General features: G+C 44.9%; 13 protein-coding genes and 1 pseudogene. 7 read left to right on the plus strand and 7 right to left on the minus strand.

What is annotated here, in order from left to right; all coding sequences use genetic code 11:
• Position 1: 1 nt before the first annotated feature.
• Both GQY55_RS05110 and GQY55_RS05115 read right to left on the minus strand, forming a co-directional pair.
• Complete coding sequence (locus tag GQY55_RS05110) at positions 2-4,819, minus strand: RHS repeat-associated core domain-containing protein (RefSeq protein WP_160038864.1); 4,818 nt, start codon at positions 4,817-4,819, stop codon at positions 2-4.
• A gap of 96 nt (positions 4,820-4,915) precedes the next feature.
• Entirely contained in the window at positions 4,916-8,800 is a 3,885-nt protein-coding gene (locus tag GQY55_RS05115; RefSeq protein WP_160038866.1) for a hypothetical protein, read from the minus strand.
• Positions 8,801-9,231: 431 nt separating this feature from the next.
• On the opposite strand from GQY55_RS05115, the gene GQY55_RS05120 reads away from it, so the two are divergent.
• The gene (locus GQY55_RS05120; protein WP_160038868.1) at positions 9,232-9,606 is read left to right on the plus strand and encodes a winged helix-turn-helix transcriptional regulator; all 375 of its coding nucleotides are present in this window, start codon (positions 9,232-9,234) and stop codon (positions 9,604-9,606) included.
• Positions 9,607-9,679: 73 nt separating this feature from the next.
• Here the strand turns inward: GQY55_RS05120 and GQY55_RS05125 are convergent, their stop codons facing one another.
• Positions 9,680-10,753: an SDR family oxidoreductase gene (locus tag GQY55_RS05125; RefSeq protein ID WP_160038870.1), complete on the minus strand. Its 1,074-nt coding sequence runs from the start codon at positions 10,751-10,753 to the stop codon at positions 9,680-9,682.
• A gap of 155 nt (positions 10,754-10,908) precedes the next feature.
• On the minus strand, positions 10,909-11,238 hold the full coding sequence (locus GQY55_RS05130; protein ID WP_160038872.1) for a four-helix bundle copper-binding protein: 330 nt from the start codon (positions 11,236-11,238) through the stop codon (positions 10,909-10,911).
• 217 nt (positions 11,239-11,455) lie between these two features.
• Between GQY55_RS05130 and GQY55_RS05135 the strand changes: the two genes are divergently transcribed.
• Positions 11,456-12,553 carry a hypothetical protein gene (locus GQY55_RS05135; protein ID WP_160038874.1) on the plus strand — a complete coding sequence of 366 codons (1,098 nt, stop codon included), beginning with the start codon at positions 11,456-11,458 and terminating at the stop codon, positions 12,551-12,553.
• 24 nt (positions 12,554-12,577) lie between these two features.
• On the opposite strand, the gene GQY55_RS05140 is transcribed toward GQY55_RS05135, so the two are convergent.
• From GQY55_RS05140 to GQY55_RS05150, 3 genes are all read right to left on the minus strand, one after another.
• Positions 12,578-12,829 carry a DUF2164 domain-containing protein gene (locus GQY55_RS05140; protein ID WP_328803728.1) on the minus strand — a complete coding sequence of 84 codons (252 nt, stop codon included), beginning with the start codon at positions 12,827-12,829 and terminating at the stop codon, positions 12,578-12,580.
• Between the two features lie 128 nt (positions 12,830-12,957).
• Positions 12,958-13,557: a flavin prenyltransferase UbiX gene (locus GQY55_RS05145; RefSeq protein ID WP_160038878.1), complete on the minus strand. Its 600-nt coding sequence runs from the start codon at positions 13,555-13,557 to the stop codon at positions 12,958-12,960.
• A 43-nt stretch (positions 13,558-13,600) separates the two neighbouring features.
• On the minus strand, positions 13,601-15,070 hold the full coding sequence (locus GQY55_RS05150; protein WP_160038880.1) for a UbiD family decarboxylase: 1,470 nt from the start codon (positions 15,068-15,070) through the stop codon (positions 13,601-13,603).
• 133 nt (positions 15,071-15,203) lie between these two features.
• On the opposite strand from GQY55_RS05150, the gene GQY55_RS05155 reads away from it, so the two are divergent.
• From GQY55_RS05155 to GQY55_RS05175, 5 genes and pseudogenes are all read left to right on the plus strand, one after another.
• Positions 15,204-16,103 (plus strand): LysR family transcriptional regulator, encoded by a 900-nt coding sequence (locus GQY55_RS05155; protein WP_160038882.1) that lies wholly within the window; start codon positions 15,204-15,206, stop codon positions 16,101-16,103.
• A gap of 76 nt (positions 16,104-16,179) precedes the next feature.
• A complete protein-coding gene (locus GQY55_RS05160; protein WP_201452097.1) occupies positions 16,180-17,355 on the plus strand; it encodes a sensor histidine kinase in 1,176 nt (391 codons plus the stop codon).
• Entirely contained in the window at positions 17,342-17,986 is a 645-nt protein-coding gene (locus GQY55_RS05165; RefSeq protein WP_160038884.1) for a response regulator, read from the plus strand. Before GQY55_RS05160 ends, GQY55_RS05165 begins: the two co-directional genes overlap by 14 nt.
• Positions 17,987-18,070: 84 nt before the next feature.
• Positions 18,071-18,964: a CPBP family intramembrane glutamic endopeptidase gene (locus tag GQY55_RS05170; RefSeq protein ID WP_160038886.1), complete on the plus strand. Its 894-nt coding sequence runs from the start codon at positions 18,071-18,073 to the stop codon at positions 18,962-18,964.
• Between the two features lie 12 nt (positions 18,965-18,976).
• Positions 18,977-19,467: pseudogene (locus GQY55_RS05175) on the plus strand (IS3 family transposase); the annotation flags it as partial.
• Positions 19,468-19,513: the final 46 nt, after the last annotated feature.

Below are 19,513 nucleotides of genomic sequence, written 5' to 3' on the forward strand. Positions count from 1 at the left end.
GCTATAGGACAGGGATCACTGGTAAACCTGGAGGAAATGGAATAAATCCTCCACTTTTCTTTTTTCCGCCTCCAAGAGATGGAAGCCCATGTGGCCCAGGCACTCCATCAGTCGGATAATATTCCGCTGAGAAAAAGTCCTTAATCTTATCCCATACCGTCTTAGGATCTACTTCAGGTACACTTTCTTTACTTTGTTTGTTCCTTTCCCCATAATATAACATGCCCGGCTCTAATGCATAATTACTGTAAATGACTATTTCTTTTTTTGGGTTGAATGGGCTCATCATAACCAGCCCATTCGGATTCCATGTCGTTCCGACTTTTGCCCTTGCTTTGGAATCACCTCTAAAGCCATTCATATTAATACCATTAATATACCCATTCAGCTGATCATGAGCTGAAGCATTTAGTTCCGGATTTTTTTCTTTCATCCATGATACCGGCTTAAGCTCATATATTTCAAACCTATGTTCCGACACTTGTAATGCGTAATCCAGTCTTCCATTTTTCCCATTAACTAGTTTAACATTTTGCTCTGTAAAGGCGACCTCTTTTCCTAAATAATTAACCAGTTTAAATATAAAACCAAGTTGTTGATGGACATAGGTCCCATAAGCAGTTGAACCAAACTCAGGATCGTAGCCACTCGGATCCACATAACTCAACGGATTATTCGCAACATACGTATACAAATTCAACGAAAGCGGGTCGGATAGTTCCCCTTTATACGTATCCTCACCCATAAACCGTGCCGTTCCAGGGTCATACCATCTCGCCCGCAGATATTGTAGTCCTGTTGTATTATCCCAATATTCGCCTGAATAACGCAGCACATTCGGGACTGTTTCTTCCTCGGTAAGCGGACCGCCCCAGATATCGTAAGTGTAGCTATTCAGCGTATTACCGTCAGCATCCACCAATCCAATGACATCCCCATGGCCGTTCAGCTGGTAATATTGGAGTTTTCCGGTTTTCTTGTCGAGTCGTGACTTGAGTTCTCCGTTCAGGTCGTAGACATAAATGTAAGTTGTCTCCGGTTTGCCGGATGCGGAAACATTGGCTTCGGCAATCAGCTTGGCTTCGTCGTCATAATAATAACGGGTTGTTTCATCACCTTCAGTTCGTTCGTATAGCAGTCCATCTCCATCATAGCGATAGGTTACCTTTTTTCCTTCCCCCTGAACCTGCGTCAGTCTGTTTTGGCTGTCATAGGTATACTCGGCATTTTTAAGTCCATAAATTTTCCCGCTGCCATGGTCCACTCGGTTGCCGTTTGCATTATAGGAATATGTTTCGTTCTGGCTGCCGGATTCGCTTTTGATCCGGTTTAACGGATCGTACGTATATTGATCAGTTACGCCGTTTTGAGTTCGTGAAATGATGTTTTTGTTATTGTCATACGTATATCCGAATTGGTGCTGCGTTTTGCCGTTCTGTTGAATCTGCATTCCGGATAAGTCATAACCGTTATATTCGTATCCTGTCCGTAAACCGTTGCCGAAAGATTGACCTTTCAGCATACTGTTGGCGCCGTAGTCGAATGTCATTCGATCCAGCGGGGACGCCGCTGCCGCTCTGAATCCGCTGCCTCCCGAGCCTACCGTAACGTCCATGGCAATGACCCGGTTCATGTTATCCAATTCACTGCGTACCTGTAAAGCTGCATCTTTGGACCCCGTCACAGAATAGCCGATTCGCTGCTGCTTGTTATTTTCATAATCGATCCGTGTCCCGTCCGGGTAACTCAAGCTTTGCAGCATTCCGTTCGCAGCCGAGTAATTGTATGAGGTGATGCCATGTTCATCCGTCATTGATTTTCTGCGACCCATATCATCATACGTATAGGTTACCGAAATATCTGGACCTTTGATGCCTGTCAACATATCATCGTTGGAATAGGTATATTCGGTCGCACGGCCTTGTCTGTCAATCAGTTTGACCAAATTGCTGCGTTGATCATAGAAATAAGTAGTTGTCTGTCTTTTCGAATCCGTTTCCTTGATTAACCGCCCCAATTCATCATGTTGTTTGAACACGGTCTCATTGGTCGGCAACATGATGCTCGTCAAATTACCTGTTTTGCTGTACATATAACGGAAAACACGTTGATCCGGAGTCGTGACGGTTGATATATTTCCAAGCGCGTCGTACGTGTACTGAGTACGCTGCCCATTACCATCAATTACAGCCGTAACGTCGCCAGCTAAATCATATTCCCGTTTTTCTAAGGGTGTAAACGCACCATTTTTCCACTCTTCTGTTGCCAGCGGACGCCCAAGCAAATCCCTTTTTTCTCTGATTTTATTTCCTGCCGCATCCGTATAGGTTGTGGTACGTTCCACGACATTATAAGTAACGTTACTGCTTGTACCATCAGCGTAATTCGTTTGGGTCAAGTGCCCAAAAGCATCAGTGTCATATTTAGTTATATTGTTTTCCGCATCCGTTGAGGACGTGATATTCCCTTCATTATCATACGTATACTTATAGACAGAATCGGCTGTTTGTTCTTCCGCAAGCAAGCCAAAGGGATTATATTGTTCTTTGGTTATGATTCCGTCTGGAGCGGTACGGGTAATTCGGTTGTTGAAATCGTCATAAGCAGTGGTAGCTTGGGTTCCATCCTTAAAAAGGATTTTGGTCACTCTGCCACCAGCATCGTATTCATAAGTTTGTTTCTGTCCAGAACCGTCCGTTAGCGTTTGGAGCTGTCCAGCCGAAGTATAGTCGAATTTGTCTGTGACCGTCTCCGTTTTTGAAAGCGCATCATGCACAATAATGGAACGGGAACTCGGCAAATAGCTTCCATAAGGAGATTCATACGTAAATGACGACTGTATATCGTTAGTCTCATCTTTGGTTGTGGTCTTTATGATTCTGCCTTTACTATCCACGACCCGATCTGTTTGAGCTAGCAATAAACCGGCCCAACCATTATTAACAACAACTTGGGTTTCCGTTCCTTTTGGATCATAGCTGTATTGGGTAATCCGTCTTAACGTATCATTTACTTTTACTTCTGTCCACAGAGGCAATTTCCAATGATATGGAGCTGCGGAAGTCTTATAATTATAGTTTATCTCTTGTCCCGTACTAAGCTTAGCGGAAGTTATCAGGCCAGTATCGTCATACGCATATGTGGTCACAAGCTTTTCTGAAGCTGAACCCGATTGCTCCTTGGATTCCTCTACCTGTGTAGGGGTATTTCGGTTTACCTTTTCATCATAAGTGTAGCTCGTCTTGTAGGAGTATCCGTCACCTTCCTGAAGATTTTGCTTTAAACGCAGTAATTCAGGCTGATTGTCTCCGCCAAAAGACTTGGAAAAATTGTATACTTCCTTGACTCTTCCATCTTGGACCGTTGTGGTCCAATCAGCAGATTGGCCGTAGGAGTTCAAATCTTCCCCGGAATAAGCCAAGGTAACATTTCTTAGAATCTGTTCACCGGATGTCGTGCTGTACGTATTTTTTCGGCTTCGTACTTTAAATACGTATTCGGTTGCGGATGACCCGATTTTTTTTAACGATGTCTCATAATTCAATTCCAAAGCCGCAGACGAGGGAGATATCATCTGTACCAACAGAGCGGTTCGATTTACGCCCTGCTTCTCGAAATCCCCTGATAAACCAGGCAAAAAGTTAAATCGTGAATTCTGAATGGAATATACATATCTAGTAGAACGGTTTAACGAATCTGTGACCTTGCTTAATATAGTGAACTCGCCTGGCGTCTTTTCATATACTATTTTACGATCCGTTCCCTTTTGCTGAACCGTAACCGTAAGACTATCATAAGAAAAGCCGATCGAGTTGCCTTCATTATTTGAAATTTCTTTTAGAACGGATACTCCATTTATCGTTGTATATTTAAAATCAACATGGTTGTCGTACCCGTCTTTTATTTGGAGCAAGTTGCCTTCCCCGCTAAAGAAGTAATCATACCCATTCAGTACAGAAAGCCGGTAAGCGCTCGAGATACCGTCAACCGTAATCGAAGTATCCGTCAAGATTGTCAAGTCATTCCATCCGTATCCTTCCAACTTCAAGGAATCTGACAGGTTATAGGTACCTACTGAAGGAATATAAATCTGCCGTGATCCTGCACGATTTGTGATGAAAGGAAGATCCCAGCGCCACCCCCGTCCAAGTGATGACATCAATTCCTCTTTCCGGACAGAGGATTCGTTTTGGTATGTCCCGCTTCCTTCATCAAATCGTACGCCAATTTGTTCGTTGGCCCGGGAACTGTCATATGTTCGAACGAGATCAAAAGGAATCAATCCCGGCAGGGTCATGTCCACATTGCTTATCTGGACATCACCAGTAGCGGTTGCGATTGCCTCTTCACCATATGCATTCAAATACAGGGAAGAAGCATCCTGCAAATCCACATGTTTCAACGCAGCTTCGTCCACGGAATTTTCCAATGCAGTAGACCTTTTGATGCCTGTATCCTGTGCATCGTTTTTTGCATTTGGCTCCTTATCTTCCTTGTTCGAAGATTCCTCAGTCCTTGCTGTGACCTCCGTGTCTCCAATGACCGGTGGATCAACCTTTTGTTGTGCCAGCCACGCCTCGGCCGTAACTCCCCCGTTTTTTTCCGCTTCTAGTGCTTTGTGTATCAGGTACAAAGAATATCCGGAAGCCAATTGCTGATCTAACCATGATTCTTCTTTGCCGTAACCTTCAAGCAAACTTTTTATTGTAATCACCGGAGAAGAAGCTTGCGTTTCTTCTCCGGTTTGAACTTTCGCTTGCTCTCCGTAGACACTACCGCTAAACTGACCAAATAGAATTGTTAAAGATAGCAGTATCACGTATAACCTTCTCAACCATCATCACTCCTGCAATTTGATATATTTAGTGTTTGTTCCCCAAGAAAATTCCCCATTAATGAACTCGTAATGAAACGGTTATTTAAAATATGGGAATATATTTTTTGTCCTTCTTGTCAAATTGCCATTTTTGTCATATTCGAAAAGAATCTGATCTCCTGTAAACAGCGTAATTTTGGTCAACTGGTCAGACTGTCCGTACTCATATACGCTTTTTTCCTGCTTATTCATTTTTGAAGCTTTAATTGCGGCATTCAGTGCTTTTCCATCCTTCTCATCGAGTTTGAGATAATAATAGCGTCCAGCTTCCAATACCCACTCCATTGTCGTGTATTCTTTTCCGTAATTTTGTTCCACATCTTTAGAGGATATAAGCTGTTCTGTCATTTTTTGGTCGTTAAAAAGAACCATTTGAGGTGTTTCATCAGTTGTACCTTTTTCTTTAACGGCAAAACGGTATGTTCCAGTGAAGAATGGTTTAAACCGGTAATAAACGGCTTCAGCCTTACGTTCTGGGACTTGTTGTTCAACGGTATCAATCAAGTCGATAAACACCATTTCAATCTCCCCTAACGTAAAAATACGGTAAGGACCACCAAAATCAATGGATGCCGATGAAGTATTATAAAGCTGAATATCTGCAGAGGCCGGGACGGATTGGTTCCCGAAAACATGCTCTCCAGTTTTCAATATATTTTGTTTGGCGTCTAATATTTTGAAATCATAGAAGTTGTTTGCTCCTGATACTGCATTGCTTAGTATGGTTCCCTCATAGTAAGTTTTGTTATGGAATGCAGCACTTTGACCCGCTGCTACAGTTTTTTTAATTAATGCAGGTTCTGTACTAAGTTCGGCAGTCACTGGCTTTTGAAACTGAAAGGTAATCGGCTCTACCGAAGTGACTGTCACTACCGCTGAACCTACAGGTGGAATTTTCACAGTTGGAGAAGCACCGTTCATATTGGCTTCGACCGCTCGGTTTGAGCCGTTATAAACGGCCAGATCGTAAGCGACGTTTTTCCCAGAAGAAGCATCATTTCCAATCGTCGCTTCGGTCGTACCTAAATTCTTAAAGACATAACTTTGCCCTTGCCTGATCGTTACTTGATTATCTGACGGCGTTTCGATTGGGATGGCTTCAAAAAGTCTGTACACAGCACCGAAAGTTACAGGTGAATCCGAAGCACTTGTCATGATTGCGCGCTCCCCAACATAGACAATAGGTGCTGTAATCGTATCGTTAACCCGGTTTTTCTCCGTTCCATCTGCCCTATATACGATATAGTCAAAGCGTTTGTTATTTGCTGGTAAAGCATCACTTTCTAATGATTTATTTTGACTGCCAATATTTTTAAATTGATAGCTAAGGCCTTTATTCAAAGTTATCCGATGATAAGCTGGTTCTGAGGAAATTTCGGCATTTACAACATCGGAATGCTCAAATACTACATTTTCAGCAGACACATTTGTTACGATCGCTTCTCCGCCCGAGGAAATGCGAGGAGACGATAATGATCCAAAACCATCAGAGGACAAGATACCTTTTTGATCATATACCGCAAAATCAACAATAAGATTCGTGCCGCCCATCTTCTCGAGATTAAGCGATCTGGAGCTAGAATTGGTGAACATATAAGACTGCCCGGGACTAATTGTCGTCCGGATGAGATGCTCTCCGGAGTCGTCGCCTCCACGGAAAGAGCGATAAATGGCCCCAAAGGTCACCGGATTGTCGGATACAGTTGTAACGACTACTTTTTCTCCTGGCTGCAAAATTGGATTGCTAGCGGTAGCTTGATGTCGATTTCGTTCGGTTCCATCCACTTTATAAACCACGTCATCGAATAATCGTTGTTTAGTAACTGAGGCGTTGCTATCCAAGCCTTCCTGAACGCTGCTTACATTTGTAAAGGAATAGCTTTCTCCTCGATTAAGCGTCACCCTTAAATAAGCCGGTTCATTGCTGCTTTGCACAGTAAAATCATCCACATAGTCAAATACGATAGGCTGGTCGGCAACAACTGTTACCACAGCATCCCCTCCTGCGGGGATGTAAGGGCCGCTGTTGCTTTGATTAAAACTATCCGAATACTTGCTACCATCGGCCCTATACATGACATAATCGTAAATTCCACCGACTTTGCTAGCATTATTTTTGATAGGATGAGATCTGGATCCTCCATTATGAAAGATTGCGGATTCTCCTGGATAGATGGTAATATGACTAATCGCTTCATCCGGCCGATCCTCTACTTCGAAAGCAGTATACACCGCCCCCATCGTAACGGGTATATCCGATACACCTGTTACTACGGCTTTATTACCTGATTCGACCACAGGATTTACTGCAGTTGCTTTACCCCGACTGCGTTCTGTTCCATCCGGATAGTAGGTTACATAATCAAACAGTCGCTGATATGTAGTAGAAGCATCGCTATTCAAAAAAACACGTGTATCGCTAATATTCTTAAAGGTCACACTTTCCCCTTTATTTAATGTTACTCGGTGGAACGCAGGGTCAGCAGAATATTCAACCGAAAAATCATCCGTATAGTCAAAAATTACAGGAACCATACCAGCTACGGTAAAAACTCCGTAACCAAGTGAAGGAATATACGGTTTGGATGTGCTATTAAAGCCTCTGGAATAAATGGAGTTATCTGATTTATAGATTACGTAATCAATCAACCGGCCATTTGTAGAACTTATATCACTTATTATCGGATTGCTTAATGAGCCATTGTTATGAAATATGACAGACTCCCCAGGGTACACTGTAATTCTGCTAATGGCATCCCCATCGGCAGGGCGGACATCAAAAAGGCGATAAGGTACTCCATAGATTACCGGATTTTCTGTTACTTGCGTTAAAACACAGTACTTGCCGGCTTCTACAATCGGTTTTGTGGATGTATTGCTTCCTCGCTTACTCTCCGTCCCATCCGGATTGTAAATGACATAATCGAATTTGTCCTTGGTAGATCCGTTACTTGAAATTGACTTCTGGGTATTTCCAATATTCGTAAATCGATAGCTTTCCCCTTGATTAATTGTCACTCGAGCAAAAGCGGGCTCGTCACTCACTTCACCTCTGAAATACTGAGTTGGCATTGCTACAACAACAGGTTCAGGCCCAGCTCCCGTTAAGATGATTTCTTCACCTTTAGGAACACTTGGTGTTCCGTTAGCTTCAAAATTAGCCGTACGTAAATCGCCATTCTCTTTATAAATGACATAATCAAATAATTTACCTTTGGTGGGAGATGAATCGTTTAACAAATCTTGGATTTTGGAGCTTTCATTCACAAAACGATAACTTTCCCCAAATGACAAAAGAACACGGTTTAAAGCTGGCTCGGGTGAAACCGAATAGGAGATTTCTGGTTTTAATTTCAAGTTGATCGGGTTCGAACCGGTAGCGGTCATAACTGCTGTATACCCTGAAAAGACTGAGAAAGAACTACTGTGATCCATATACGTGCTGACGATGGATCCATCAACATTAAAGGTGACATAGTCATATCGGTTATCTTTTGTAGATGACGCGTCAGTACTGATGGAAACCGACTTACTTCCATTATTGGTAAATGAATACGACTCTCCAGGATACATGACAAGAGTGATGTCATCTACTGCCAATGGCGATATTTCGTTTTCATCAATATTGTTGGCATCTGTCTGTGACTGCGACGGTGAAGTAGCCTCTCCTTCTGGCTGATCAACTATTGGATCTTCGAGTAAAGGCTCCTCATCTTGTTCACCTGTTTTTGTTGAGGGGTCCTCTCCCGACTGTTCATCTGGCGATAAAGATGGGGACTCGAATAATGTTTCAGCCAAATTAGAAGATAATGCGCTAATCTTTGAAGCTGCAGTCGTTTCTCGGACTGCATACATCGGATTCGAATGAATGCTCAGAAATAACATGACCACAAGAGTAACTATAAATACTTTTTTCCACTTCATTGAGTATAATACTCCTCCTTTACCATTAAAGAAGATTTCATTCTATGTTACTTGAATTTATCTTCTTTGGAAAAATAAACTCACCTATTTTATCGATAAAATTCCATATTTTTGTAATAGTTATATGGTACCAATGGGTCTATTTACCTAATTCTGATATATTGGTGTTTAAAGTTCATAGTAATGATTTTGCTGGGAAAGAGTCATATTCATTCAAATACGGTCAAATAGATTTCATTCAAAAATTGCAGCGTTCTACGCTCATTCTTTCATTTTAAAGTTCCACCCCCAAGGTTTCGTGTCCCGATTCAGGGGCCGAGGCCATCGACTCGGTAAAAAAACGCAATCCCGGTACGGGGGATCCCGCCATAAAAGGTCATTTTCATGCTATATTGGATTTATCATGCTCCGATCGGTGGGAGGCGTTATGCATGGAAGAACCCGTAAAAGTATTCAATACGGCGGTGGAAGCAACGCTTGAGGTGATCGGCGGCAAGTGGAAGCCCGTGATCCTTTTTCATCTGACATTCGGAAAAAAGCGCAACAACGAGCTCATGAAATTGATTCCCTCCATCACCCAAAAAATGCTGACGCAGCATCTTCGGGAACTGGAGGAGGAAGGCGTGATATCCCGGATCGTCTATAACGAGGTGCCGCCCAAAGTCGAATACGAGCTGACCGAATACGGTTGGACGCTCAAAGAGATCCTGTACATGATGTGCCGATGGGGCGACACCCATATCGAACAAAAATACGACGGCAAAGCCACCGTCCTGCAGAGCCCCGAGCTGGAAGCCGCGCAGTAAACATCACAAGAGGCTGTTCCCGGATGAAATCCGCTTGGGAACGGCCTCTTGTCTTGTAGTCTCGTATTGTTTTTTATGGAATAACTTTTAAACGGCGCAATTCGTCGAAAATGCCCATAAACATCTCTTCCGTATCCACGAATTCATGAAAACCGAAACGGCGGGCTTTGGAGCCGTCGGCGAAAAAGTCATAGTCCCAGGAAAAAACGAAGTCGCCAAACCGCCAGGAGGACACTTCCTGATAGGCATGCGGCGCAAGTCCGTACTTCTTCACCATTTCATTCCACAGCGGTTCTTTGTCCGCCATGACGACTTCCAGCGACATTTGCAGCGGGGGAGCCGTCTCGAGACCGAAGTAACCGGCGATTTTCGGCCACATTTCGTTCCAGCGGAATAAGTCCCCGTTATTGATATTAAAAGCCTGATTGGCGCAGCGCGGATCCGTCGCGGCCCACACCGTCGCTTTCGCGAGCAGCCCCGCATCCGTCATTTCCATTAAGGCGTGATATGCCCCCGGCTTGCCCGGGAAGCGGAGCGGGATGCCCAGCTCTTTCGAGATGGAAGCATATACCGCGATCACCATCGCAAGGTTCATCGGATTGCCGAGCGCAAATCCCGCAACGACGGAGGGGCGCAGCGCCGACCAAGTCCAGGACTTCCCTTGCTGCCGCTTTTCCAGGTAGTTTTGCTGATCCACGTTAAACTCGGGCGGCATATGGCCGGCATCCGTTTCCCGGGCCGGGGTTTTGAACGGACCCAAATGCGCTCCGTACACTTTGTATCCCTGCATCAAACTGATATGCCGCAAGCCCGGAGCGGCCGCTTCGACGGCCTCCACGCTGTTCGTCAGCATAGCCAGATTCGGCGCGACAAGCTCCGCCCAGGTCGGACGGTCTTGGAAAGCCGCGTAAAACAGATGGGTAACCTCGGACAAACCTCCCAGCTTTTTTCGCGTATCCTCCGGATCCAGCAGGTCGGCGGCCACGTAGCGGACCCGTTCGGTATTCTCCCCTCCCCTGCGGGATACGCCGATAATATCCCAATCCGGCAGCGTCTTCAGATAATCGATCAGGTTGCGGCCGATGACGCCGTTGGCGCCGACGACCAGCGCGACTTTTCGTTCTTGGTGGACAGATGGGTGATTCATGGCAACTCAGCTCCTTTTTGGCTGTGCTTGATATGCTCCTATTGTGCAACGAAAATTCCGCCTTGCGAAGTACGCACTTTCATGTCATATAAGCACTATTTTGTAACCATGGAGCGCTGCGCCGCCAAGCCGATTCCACCTTTCCTTCCCGCACGTTAAGCCGCCATTCTCCGGCATGTCTGCGCGCACATTACGCAAGCTTCCGCGCAGCGTCGGCAATGCTCATGCGTATGTTTTGCGCACTCTTTGCCGCACGCGTCACAAATATCGGCGCATAAAGCGCATATTTCCCTTACAAAAGGACTTCCCTGGGATATGGATTTGGCTGCAAGCTCACACATATCCGCGCACTCGCGGTCCAAGCGGATGCAGTCTCTCATCATGCCGATATCGCTTTCCTGCAGGCAAGCATCGTAACAGATGCTGCAGGCGACCATGCACTGCAAACACGCATCGATACATTGTTGCATTTGCTCGTGTGACATTCCTAAGCACCTTCCTCGTTCCCGAATTTTTCAGCCTGGTCATTCAGGCCCTCTCCGTTGGTTTTTACCCAAAAGTCGGATGAGCAAAAACGAAACGTAAAAATTCATGCCGTGAAGTAACCGGGCAAATTTTATGTATGATTTTGAAGGATTGGAAAGGTAACTTTATACTTTTAATTTCGTTATATAAAGTAAATTCTCTACCGGAGGTCATTCAATGATAAAAACAAACATGGTCAAACTGGCCGCAATGCTCGTTCTTTCGGCATGCATTGTCGCTTCGCCCAAGCTTTCCGCCGCTGCGCCAAGCAAATTCACACCCGAGCTCATGCAGCCTAATGTCTCTGTGTTGAAAATTGGCGCAGGCAAAAGCCTTATAAAAAACGAGAACGAGGTTCAGCTGCTGGACGTTAATCAGGAAACCTTATCGAAACCGCTGGATCTAAACCAAAAAGTGCTGGATGTCCATGTGTTGGCAAAACCAACCAAAGTGGTCATTTTAACGGAAGGGGCCCCTGGCCGCATCGAAAAGCATGTTTTTAACGAAAACGGCGTCCGGCTGAGCAAATCGGAATACAAAATAAAGGCTCCGGAACGGGGAAAAGTGAAATGGATGGCTCCGGCTAATGGCGTCAACGAGCGTTTCATGGTTCAGGAAAGCAATCAATTCTCTCTATACACTTCGTCCGGCAGTCTGGTTGCCAAGTATAACGCACAGCCTAACAACAGCATCTATGAGTATGTGAACGTAGTGGATTGGGATGTTTCGGCTTATCCTTACCTTGCCGTAAAATATATGGGGCAGCGGACCATGGCGGACGATTACTTCATAAACATCGTGAATCTCTATAGCAAAACCACCACGGAGGTTCCCGGGCTGGAAATCAACAGGCAGCTGCGTATAGATCCACAAGGGCGACTAAACGTATGGAACTCCTACAATTATGAAAACATAACTCCCGCCAATGCCGCGCAGCCCGATCCAACACAAAAGCAGACTTTTCATTCCTTATACAACATCAGCTCGGGTAAGGCATTAGCCCATCACCAGTCGCTTTTTCAGCAGGTCCCCGGTCAGGCGTCCGGCGGCTGGGATACGCAACTCGCGGGCGATACCGTTTTTGTTCAGGATCTGGGTACCGGGCTGTGGAGTTTATATCCCACCGACGGTCCTGTCGCCATAGCCGCGCAGCAGACGGGGCTTGGGAAGGGTGCAAAATTTATCGGTTATGAACCTGAAGCCAAAGCGGCCTTTTTCCTTGTCAAAACGGATGGCTCGGCCGCTCCCGAGTTAAAAAGGATTCCTATCGAATAGCTTTGCTTCGTTAACGGCCCCTCCCTACTTTCTCCGGTGAAGGACGGGCTTCTCCAGCACATACAGTTCGTCGTCGATCTGAGCCATTTTCTCGGCAATCATCGCCCTTGCATCCGTAAGCGCCTGATTGTAAATATACGGCCCCAGCTCGCCGATCATAAAATCGATCAACTGCTCGGCCGCCAGCTGCCCGATGCTTTCGGAGCGTTCCTCTTCGAAATAGGCCTGTACCTTTTGAGCCATGTTCGTTTTTTGTTCTCTAGAGATTTTGATCACCAATATCAGCAGCCTCCCATTCAGCCATGTTTAAAGCAGGCATATCCAACTAAATTTTCCTAACCATAATACAAAAAAACAGCGGGATCAAGAGTTTGATCCCGCTGACGTTTCGTGCGCCGATGCACCTATGAAAGTCGCTTTACGTGTACTTCCTTGCTTTTTAAAATCCCATTCCAGCGTTTTTCTTCCGCTTCCGGCAGATGTATGCTGAACTGATCCAGCGTTCGAAATACGATGTGATTGACCAGATCATCTAAAGATTCGGGATGGTTATAAAACGCAGGCATTGGAGGAAGTATAACGGCTCCCATGCGAGATAAAGCCAACATATTCTCAAGATGAATATCGTTCAGCGGGGTTTCCCGCGCCACCAATACTAACTTTTTGCGTTCTTTTAATACCACATCTGCTGCGCGGGAAATTAAATGATCACCAAGACCTACACGAATCGAAGCTAATGTTTTCATTGTGCAAGGAGCGATAATCATCCCGTCAACTCGAAAGGAGCCACTGGAAATCCTGGCACCCAAATCTTTATTTGAATATGAGTAATCGGCTAGCTGTGAAACTTCCTTTGCTGTATAAGGTGTTTCATCTTGTATGGTTGCAGCCGCCCATGATGATAAAACCAAATGCGTTTCAATGTTTGTATCTTTAAGAAACTGTAAAAGACGAACACCAAACATGGCTCCCGTTGCTCCAGTGATTGCTACAATTAACTTCACCTTGTTCAACCTCCTTCTTATAAACAAAAGCTCTCTGTCATCATCAAAATCCGTATTTTCCCCAATTCTTTATGACATGCTTACGCAAGTTCTCGGGATAACTTTTAAATGATGCTTCTATAGGTTGTTTTTCTTTAGGCCAATGGTTTAAAGGCAATAAACAATTATAAACGGCCTTTGTAGTAACTCCATCGCTCTTTTCTTTTTCATCTAAATAGGCCACAAGAGGCAAGACGTTTTGGCCTGCCATTGCTATTCTTCGATCCGGATGATGACGGGTAGCCAAAGCCCATACGACTTGATTGATGTCACTTGGATTAATGTCATCATCTGTAACAATGACTTTCGGCACGTAAGAACCGGCTCTAGTTGCAAACACGGCTTCTCCGATTCCAAAGGCCAGCCTTTCATTATCCTCTCTTGGATGGCTGCGATCTACGGTGACAACAAGCCAATGTACTGCGGACTCTAATGGAATAAAGCATTCTTTAATAGGAAATCCTTGTTTTCGCAGCGTATTTTGAATGCTTGCAGCAATAGCAACGCCCCAATTGGTATGATTTTCTTCAGGCGGAATACCGGCTGCAGTTACCGGCATGATGGGATTATTTCTATGAGTCATCGCCGTCACATGAAAGCGTGGCACTGATTTCTTATGACCAACCCATGTATACCCGGCATATTCACCCATTGGACCTTCCGGGATCATCTCTTCCAGGGAGGCGGTTCCTTCAATAACAATCTCACTCGTAGCCGGCACTTCTAAATCACTCGTCTCGCATTTGACAACATCGATGGGCTCTCCATACCATCCCCCGATCATTTCACCCTCGTTAACATGATCCGGAAGAGGATATCCCGCAATCATAGCGATGCCGGGATCTACACCTAGGCATAAGGCGAACGGCATCTTTTTACCTATCGCTTTCCATTCCCTGTATATCTTGCCTATATGTTGAGAAGCTATAACAACGCCGGCCATTGAACGGGGACCCTCGAGCATTACACGCGAAATAGACCAGTTAACCCATGATCCATCTGGTGTACGCACAATAAGGATACCGTAAGTATTGATGTATCGCCCTCCATCTCCAACATGAATAAATGGCACAGGGAGTTTGGTAAGGTCGATTTCATCATTAAACAATTTGTTCTCCTTGCACTCACCGGTTGTGACTAAGCGAGGAGGAATGGGATTAACGTCGGGAAGATGCGACCAGGCTTCGACAAGCTCAGGGGCGGGAGTGTTTATGGGCAACCCCAGGGAGAGAGCTACACGTATATATGGGTGTTCCTTATTTGGGCTCATTCCTACAGGCGCTCCTAACACTTCAAATCCTGGTGTACTGTCTTTAATGCTTTTAAACAGCGGTGCCGGAGCAGGCAATTCATAAGCACGTCGAATGATGGCACTCATTTCTAAGTTCCAATCCACCTCTTGATGAATAGAAACGATTTCGTTATGTTCTTTTAAAATTTCTACATATTCACGAAAACTTTTTAATGGCTTCATATCCAATGCCCTCCTTAAAAATCACCTTTTGTCTTATATATTTATATTAATTTCATGCATAAATATCTGTAAAATATATATAATAGTAGGTATACATACGAAAAATATATGATAGATAAAGGACGCTGAAATCTTGGACTTAAAGAAACTCATTTACTTTGTAACCATTGTAGAAGAAGGGCAAATTACGCGTGCAGCTAATCGCTTACACATGGGTCAGCCCCCTTTAAGCATGCAATTAAAAGGATTAGAAGATGAGCTCGGAGTCATACTCATAGAGCGCAATAATAAAAAATTCGAATTAACCCCCGCCGGACAGACGTTTTATAAGAGAGCGAAAGAGGTTTTAAATTCAATTGATGGAATGGTTACAGAAGTAAAGGAACAACAGGATGGAAAAAGAGGGAAACTTTCAATAGGCACCGTCATGTCCTGCGTACCCTACCTTCCACCGCTTTTGAAGATCTTTAAGGAGAAGTATCCTCTGATCTCGTTTCAGCTTTGGGAGGAAGATTCACGAAGAATTGAAGAGCTTTTACAAAATAAAGACATTGAATTGGGCATTGTAAGATTGCCATTGCAATCTAAAGAAATGACCGAAATGAGGAACCTTTCAATCCACCCTATCCAATCCGAACCTCTTGTCGCTCTTCAACCTTCTAACGGCACTTTTTTCAAGGGAAAAACGATATCGATAAAAGAATTAGAAAACCAGCCTCTTTTAGTTTTGCACGGCCAAGGCGATTATAATGTTTTTCACAGGTTTGTTGAGACATGCAACAGCTTTGGGTTTAATCCAAAAATCATTTGTGAAAGCCCTGATGTGACAACCTTGATGACTTTAGCGGATTCAGGACTAGGCATTGCCATCGTTCCTAAAATCGCTTTGCAGATCAAAATGCATAACAACTTATCTTTTGCTGAAATCATACCGAACATAAACTCTGAAACGGCCCTCATATGGATAGAGCATCGATATTTATCCAAAGCAGCACAAAATTTCAAGGACATTCTGATCAAACATTTAAAGTAAAGGATATTTCACCCAAAAGGTCTTGTTTTTTCATTCCTGCCTCCAAGTTTTTTTGGATTTCCTGTATGATGATGCTATGAAAAAAATATTATCTTTCATGGATTGGGGTATATTCGCTCTCCGTTTATACCATTATATTTTGCTGTTGTCCCGGGTTCTGGCAGGAAGCGAGTTTTCGAACCGGACGTTACTGAACGTGATCTGGCTGAGCATAGCCCTTGTCGCCCCTTTGCTGTTCTGGTTTCCTGGGCGCCGGATGAACAAAGTCTGGTTTTGCATATTGGAGCTATTGCTTGGCGGTTCTTATTATGTGAATTCTGTCATTCATCCGGATCTGACTTCAAAAGCGGACTATTTGCTGCCGAGTCTTACCATCGGGTACTTATTGACGAAGCAATCCCTTTGGATCATTCCCTTACTTGTTTTCATTCCTTTTTCCTTTCAGTCTTCCCTAAGAATGTCTTGGGAGCATGCCCTAAGCATCGGAACAGACAATCTGCTGTTCTGCTTCATCGGCATGTGGGCAAGCTCCGTAGCCAATGCGTATGATCAGAAGAATAAACTGGTAGCCGAAGTGGAACATCAAAATAAGCTCTTAACTCACTACTCGGCCGAGATCGAGAAAATGACTTTGCTTGAAGAACGCAACCGCATGTCCAAGGAGCTTCATGATACATTGGGGCATTCCTTCATCTCACTCATCCTGAGCCTTGACGCTACTATTGCCCTTATGGATAGCAAGCCTGCCGAGGCCAAAGAACGGTTAATTCGCTTAAGAGCATTGGCTGAGAAAAATCTGGACGATATGAGAAACATCGTACACGAGATGGGCGAAGAAGAGGAATCCAGCCTGATCCGACAGGTCGAATCCCTTGCGGCCCGTTTCCGGGAGCACACGGGTACGGCCCTGACTTTGAGTCTGCCGGGAACAGAGCGGTCCATCCGTTTTGAAGTACGGCAAACGATCCTTCGGGTCATCCAGGAATCCTTCACGAATGCACTAAAACATGGAAAGGCAACTCGGCTGCATGTGGAGCTTGGATTTTCTGAGAGCCATCTGCAACTGTCCGTTCAAAATAACGGCAAGCCAATCGACAAGCTGAATTACGGCTTCGGCTTGACCACGATGAAACATCGGGTTGAGCGGTTGGGAGGCAGCTTGCACCTGTCATCCGGGGAAGGAACTCCGGTGATCACCGAAGTCAGATGCGAAATCCCGCTGAAAGGAGTGATACCGCATGGAGAAGATTAAAGTGCTGCTTGCTGATGATCAAAAGTTAATTCTCGAGAGCTTGCATATCGTGCTGTCCATGGAACCGGATTTGGAAATTGTCGGTTTAGCCAGGAATGGAGAAGAAGCCATAAAAAGCTGCGAGCAGTTTATGCCGGATATGGTGTTGATGGATGTCAACATGCCAGTCATGGACGGCGTCGCCGCAACAGCCCGGATTAAGGAGCGAATGCCTGCAACCAAAATCATCATGCTGACCTCCTATAAGGAAGTAGAATATGTGTTAGCGGCGTTAAGCCATGGAGCGGAAGGTTATCTGCTCAAAGCCATTCACCCGAGAGATCTGGCTGCAGGCATACGGGTGGTTCAGGCGGGAGGGACTTTAATTTCGCAGGAAATGGCGAGCAAAATGATCAAGAGCATGAACAGTACCACCCCTGCGAAAAATAATGAATTCGGGCTCACTGCCCGTGAAATCGAAGTGCTGCATAAGCTGGCTGCCGGCCTGCGTAATCAAGAAATCGCCGAGGTCTTGTTTCTTAGCGAAGGGACGGTTAAAAATTACATCTCATCGATTTATTCTAAACTTAATGTGAAAGGAAGGCGGGAGGCCGCCCGTAAAGCCCGGGATTCGGGAATGATGGATCGTTAAAATTGATGACCAAAGCGCACTGCCTCTTTATGACTTTTTGAGCCTATACTCATAACATCAAACAACAGAAGAGGCGATATAAGCATGAAGAAAAAAATGTCCGGAAATAAAGAGCTTCTGCAGAATGGCAGGAAGTTCAGTGCTTGGAGTTCGTTTTGGCGCTTTCCCATCGTCTGGATGATTGTGGGGGCTATCGGGATTGTTCTCATCGATACGTTATTCCGGCAGCTGACAGAGCGATTAGAGGGGATAGTCCCCCTTATATTTACACTAGTGATGGGATTTCTGGCCATGTTGGTCTATAAGCTCACGCTGACATACCTGGCCCGGCGGTCTACTCCAGAGATATCCAGACGGCGCGCAGGGATCGAAACGGTTCTAGGCGTACTAACCGGGGCGATTTTTATCACAGCGTCCGCTTTTATTATTATGGCTCTGGGAGGGTACTCCTTCCAGTGGGCAGGTTCCGGGAATACGAGTTTTGTTCTAATATCCACTATTCAGACAGCTTTAGGAGCAGCCATTGTCGAGGAGCTTATCTTTCGTGGACTTATGTTTCAAGCTATTGATCAATTTGGGGGAAAACCGCTCGCACTTGCTGTGACCTCTCTATTCTTTGGAGTTGCCCATCTTGGAAATACAGGGGCAACATTATGGAGCGCGTTCGCCATCGTCCTGGAAGCAGGCGTTCTGCTCGGAGCCGCTTTCTTGTGGCGACGGAGCTTGTGGTTCACCATGGGACTGCATTTTGCTTGGAATGCCATGGAAGGCTTGCTTGGCATTCCTGTTTCCGGACACGTTGCTGCCGGTCTATTTACTGTAAAAGTGAACGGTGACGCACTTCTCACAGGTGGCGGCTTTGGGCTTGAGGGCTCTATTGTTCCGGTTATAGTCAGCCTTCTGATCTCTATCCCTATGTTATTTGCGACTGCAAGGAAGCGAAGGGTTGAAGCTGCGAACCTTCCTGTATCAAAGTGAACGGCAGACCCGAAGCCAAATGAGAAGTGGGTTACGGATATTACAGAGTTTAAATTATTTGGAGAAAAGCTGTATTTATCTCCAATGCTAGATCTTTATAATGGCGAAATTATTGCGTATACGATCGGTTCAAGACCGGTCTACTCGCTTGTTTCGACGATGTTGGATCAAGCATTTAAGCGATTAACGGATGAAGATAAGCCCCTATTCATTCTGACCAAGGTTGGCACTATCAGATGAAACAGTATTGTCATGCCCTCAAAGAACGTGGCATCAAGCAAAGTATGTCTCGAAAAGGTAACGGCTACGACAACGCCGTCATGGAGAACTTCTTTGGCATCATGAAATCTGAATTCCTGTATTTAAAGGAATTTGAAAGTATCGAACATTTTAAAATAGAGCTTTCAAAATACATCGATTATTACAACAACAAGCGAATTAAGGCAAAACTAAAAGGCATGAGTCCGGTACAGTACCGAACTCATGCCCAACAAGTTGCCTAAAGATATAATCTGTCCAACTTTATGGGGTCACTTCAATCAGCTGTTG

This window comes from Paenibacillus sp. USDA918EY (genome assembly GCF_009870825.1).
GTDB lineage: Bacteria > Bacillota > Bacilli > Paenibacillales > Paenibacillaceae > Paenibacillus_AQ > Paenibacillus_AQ albilobatus.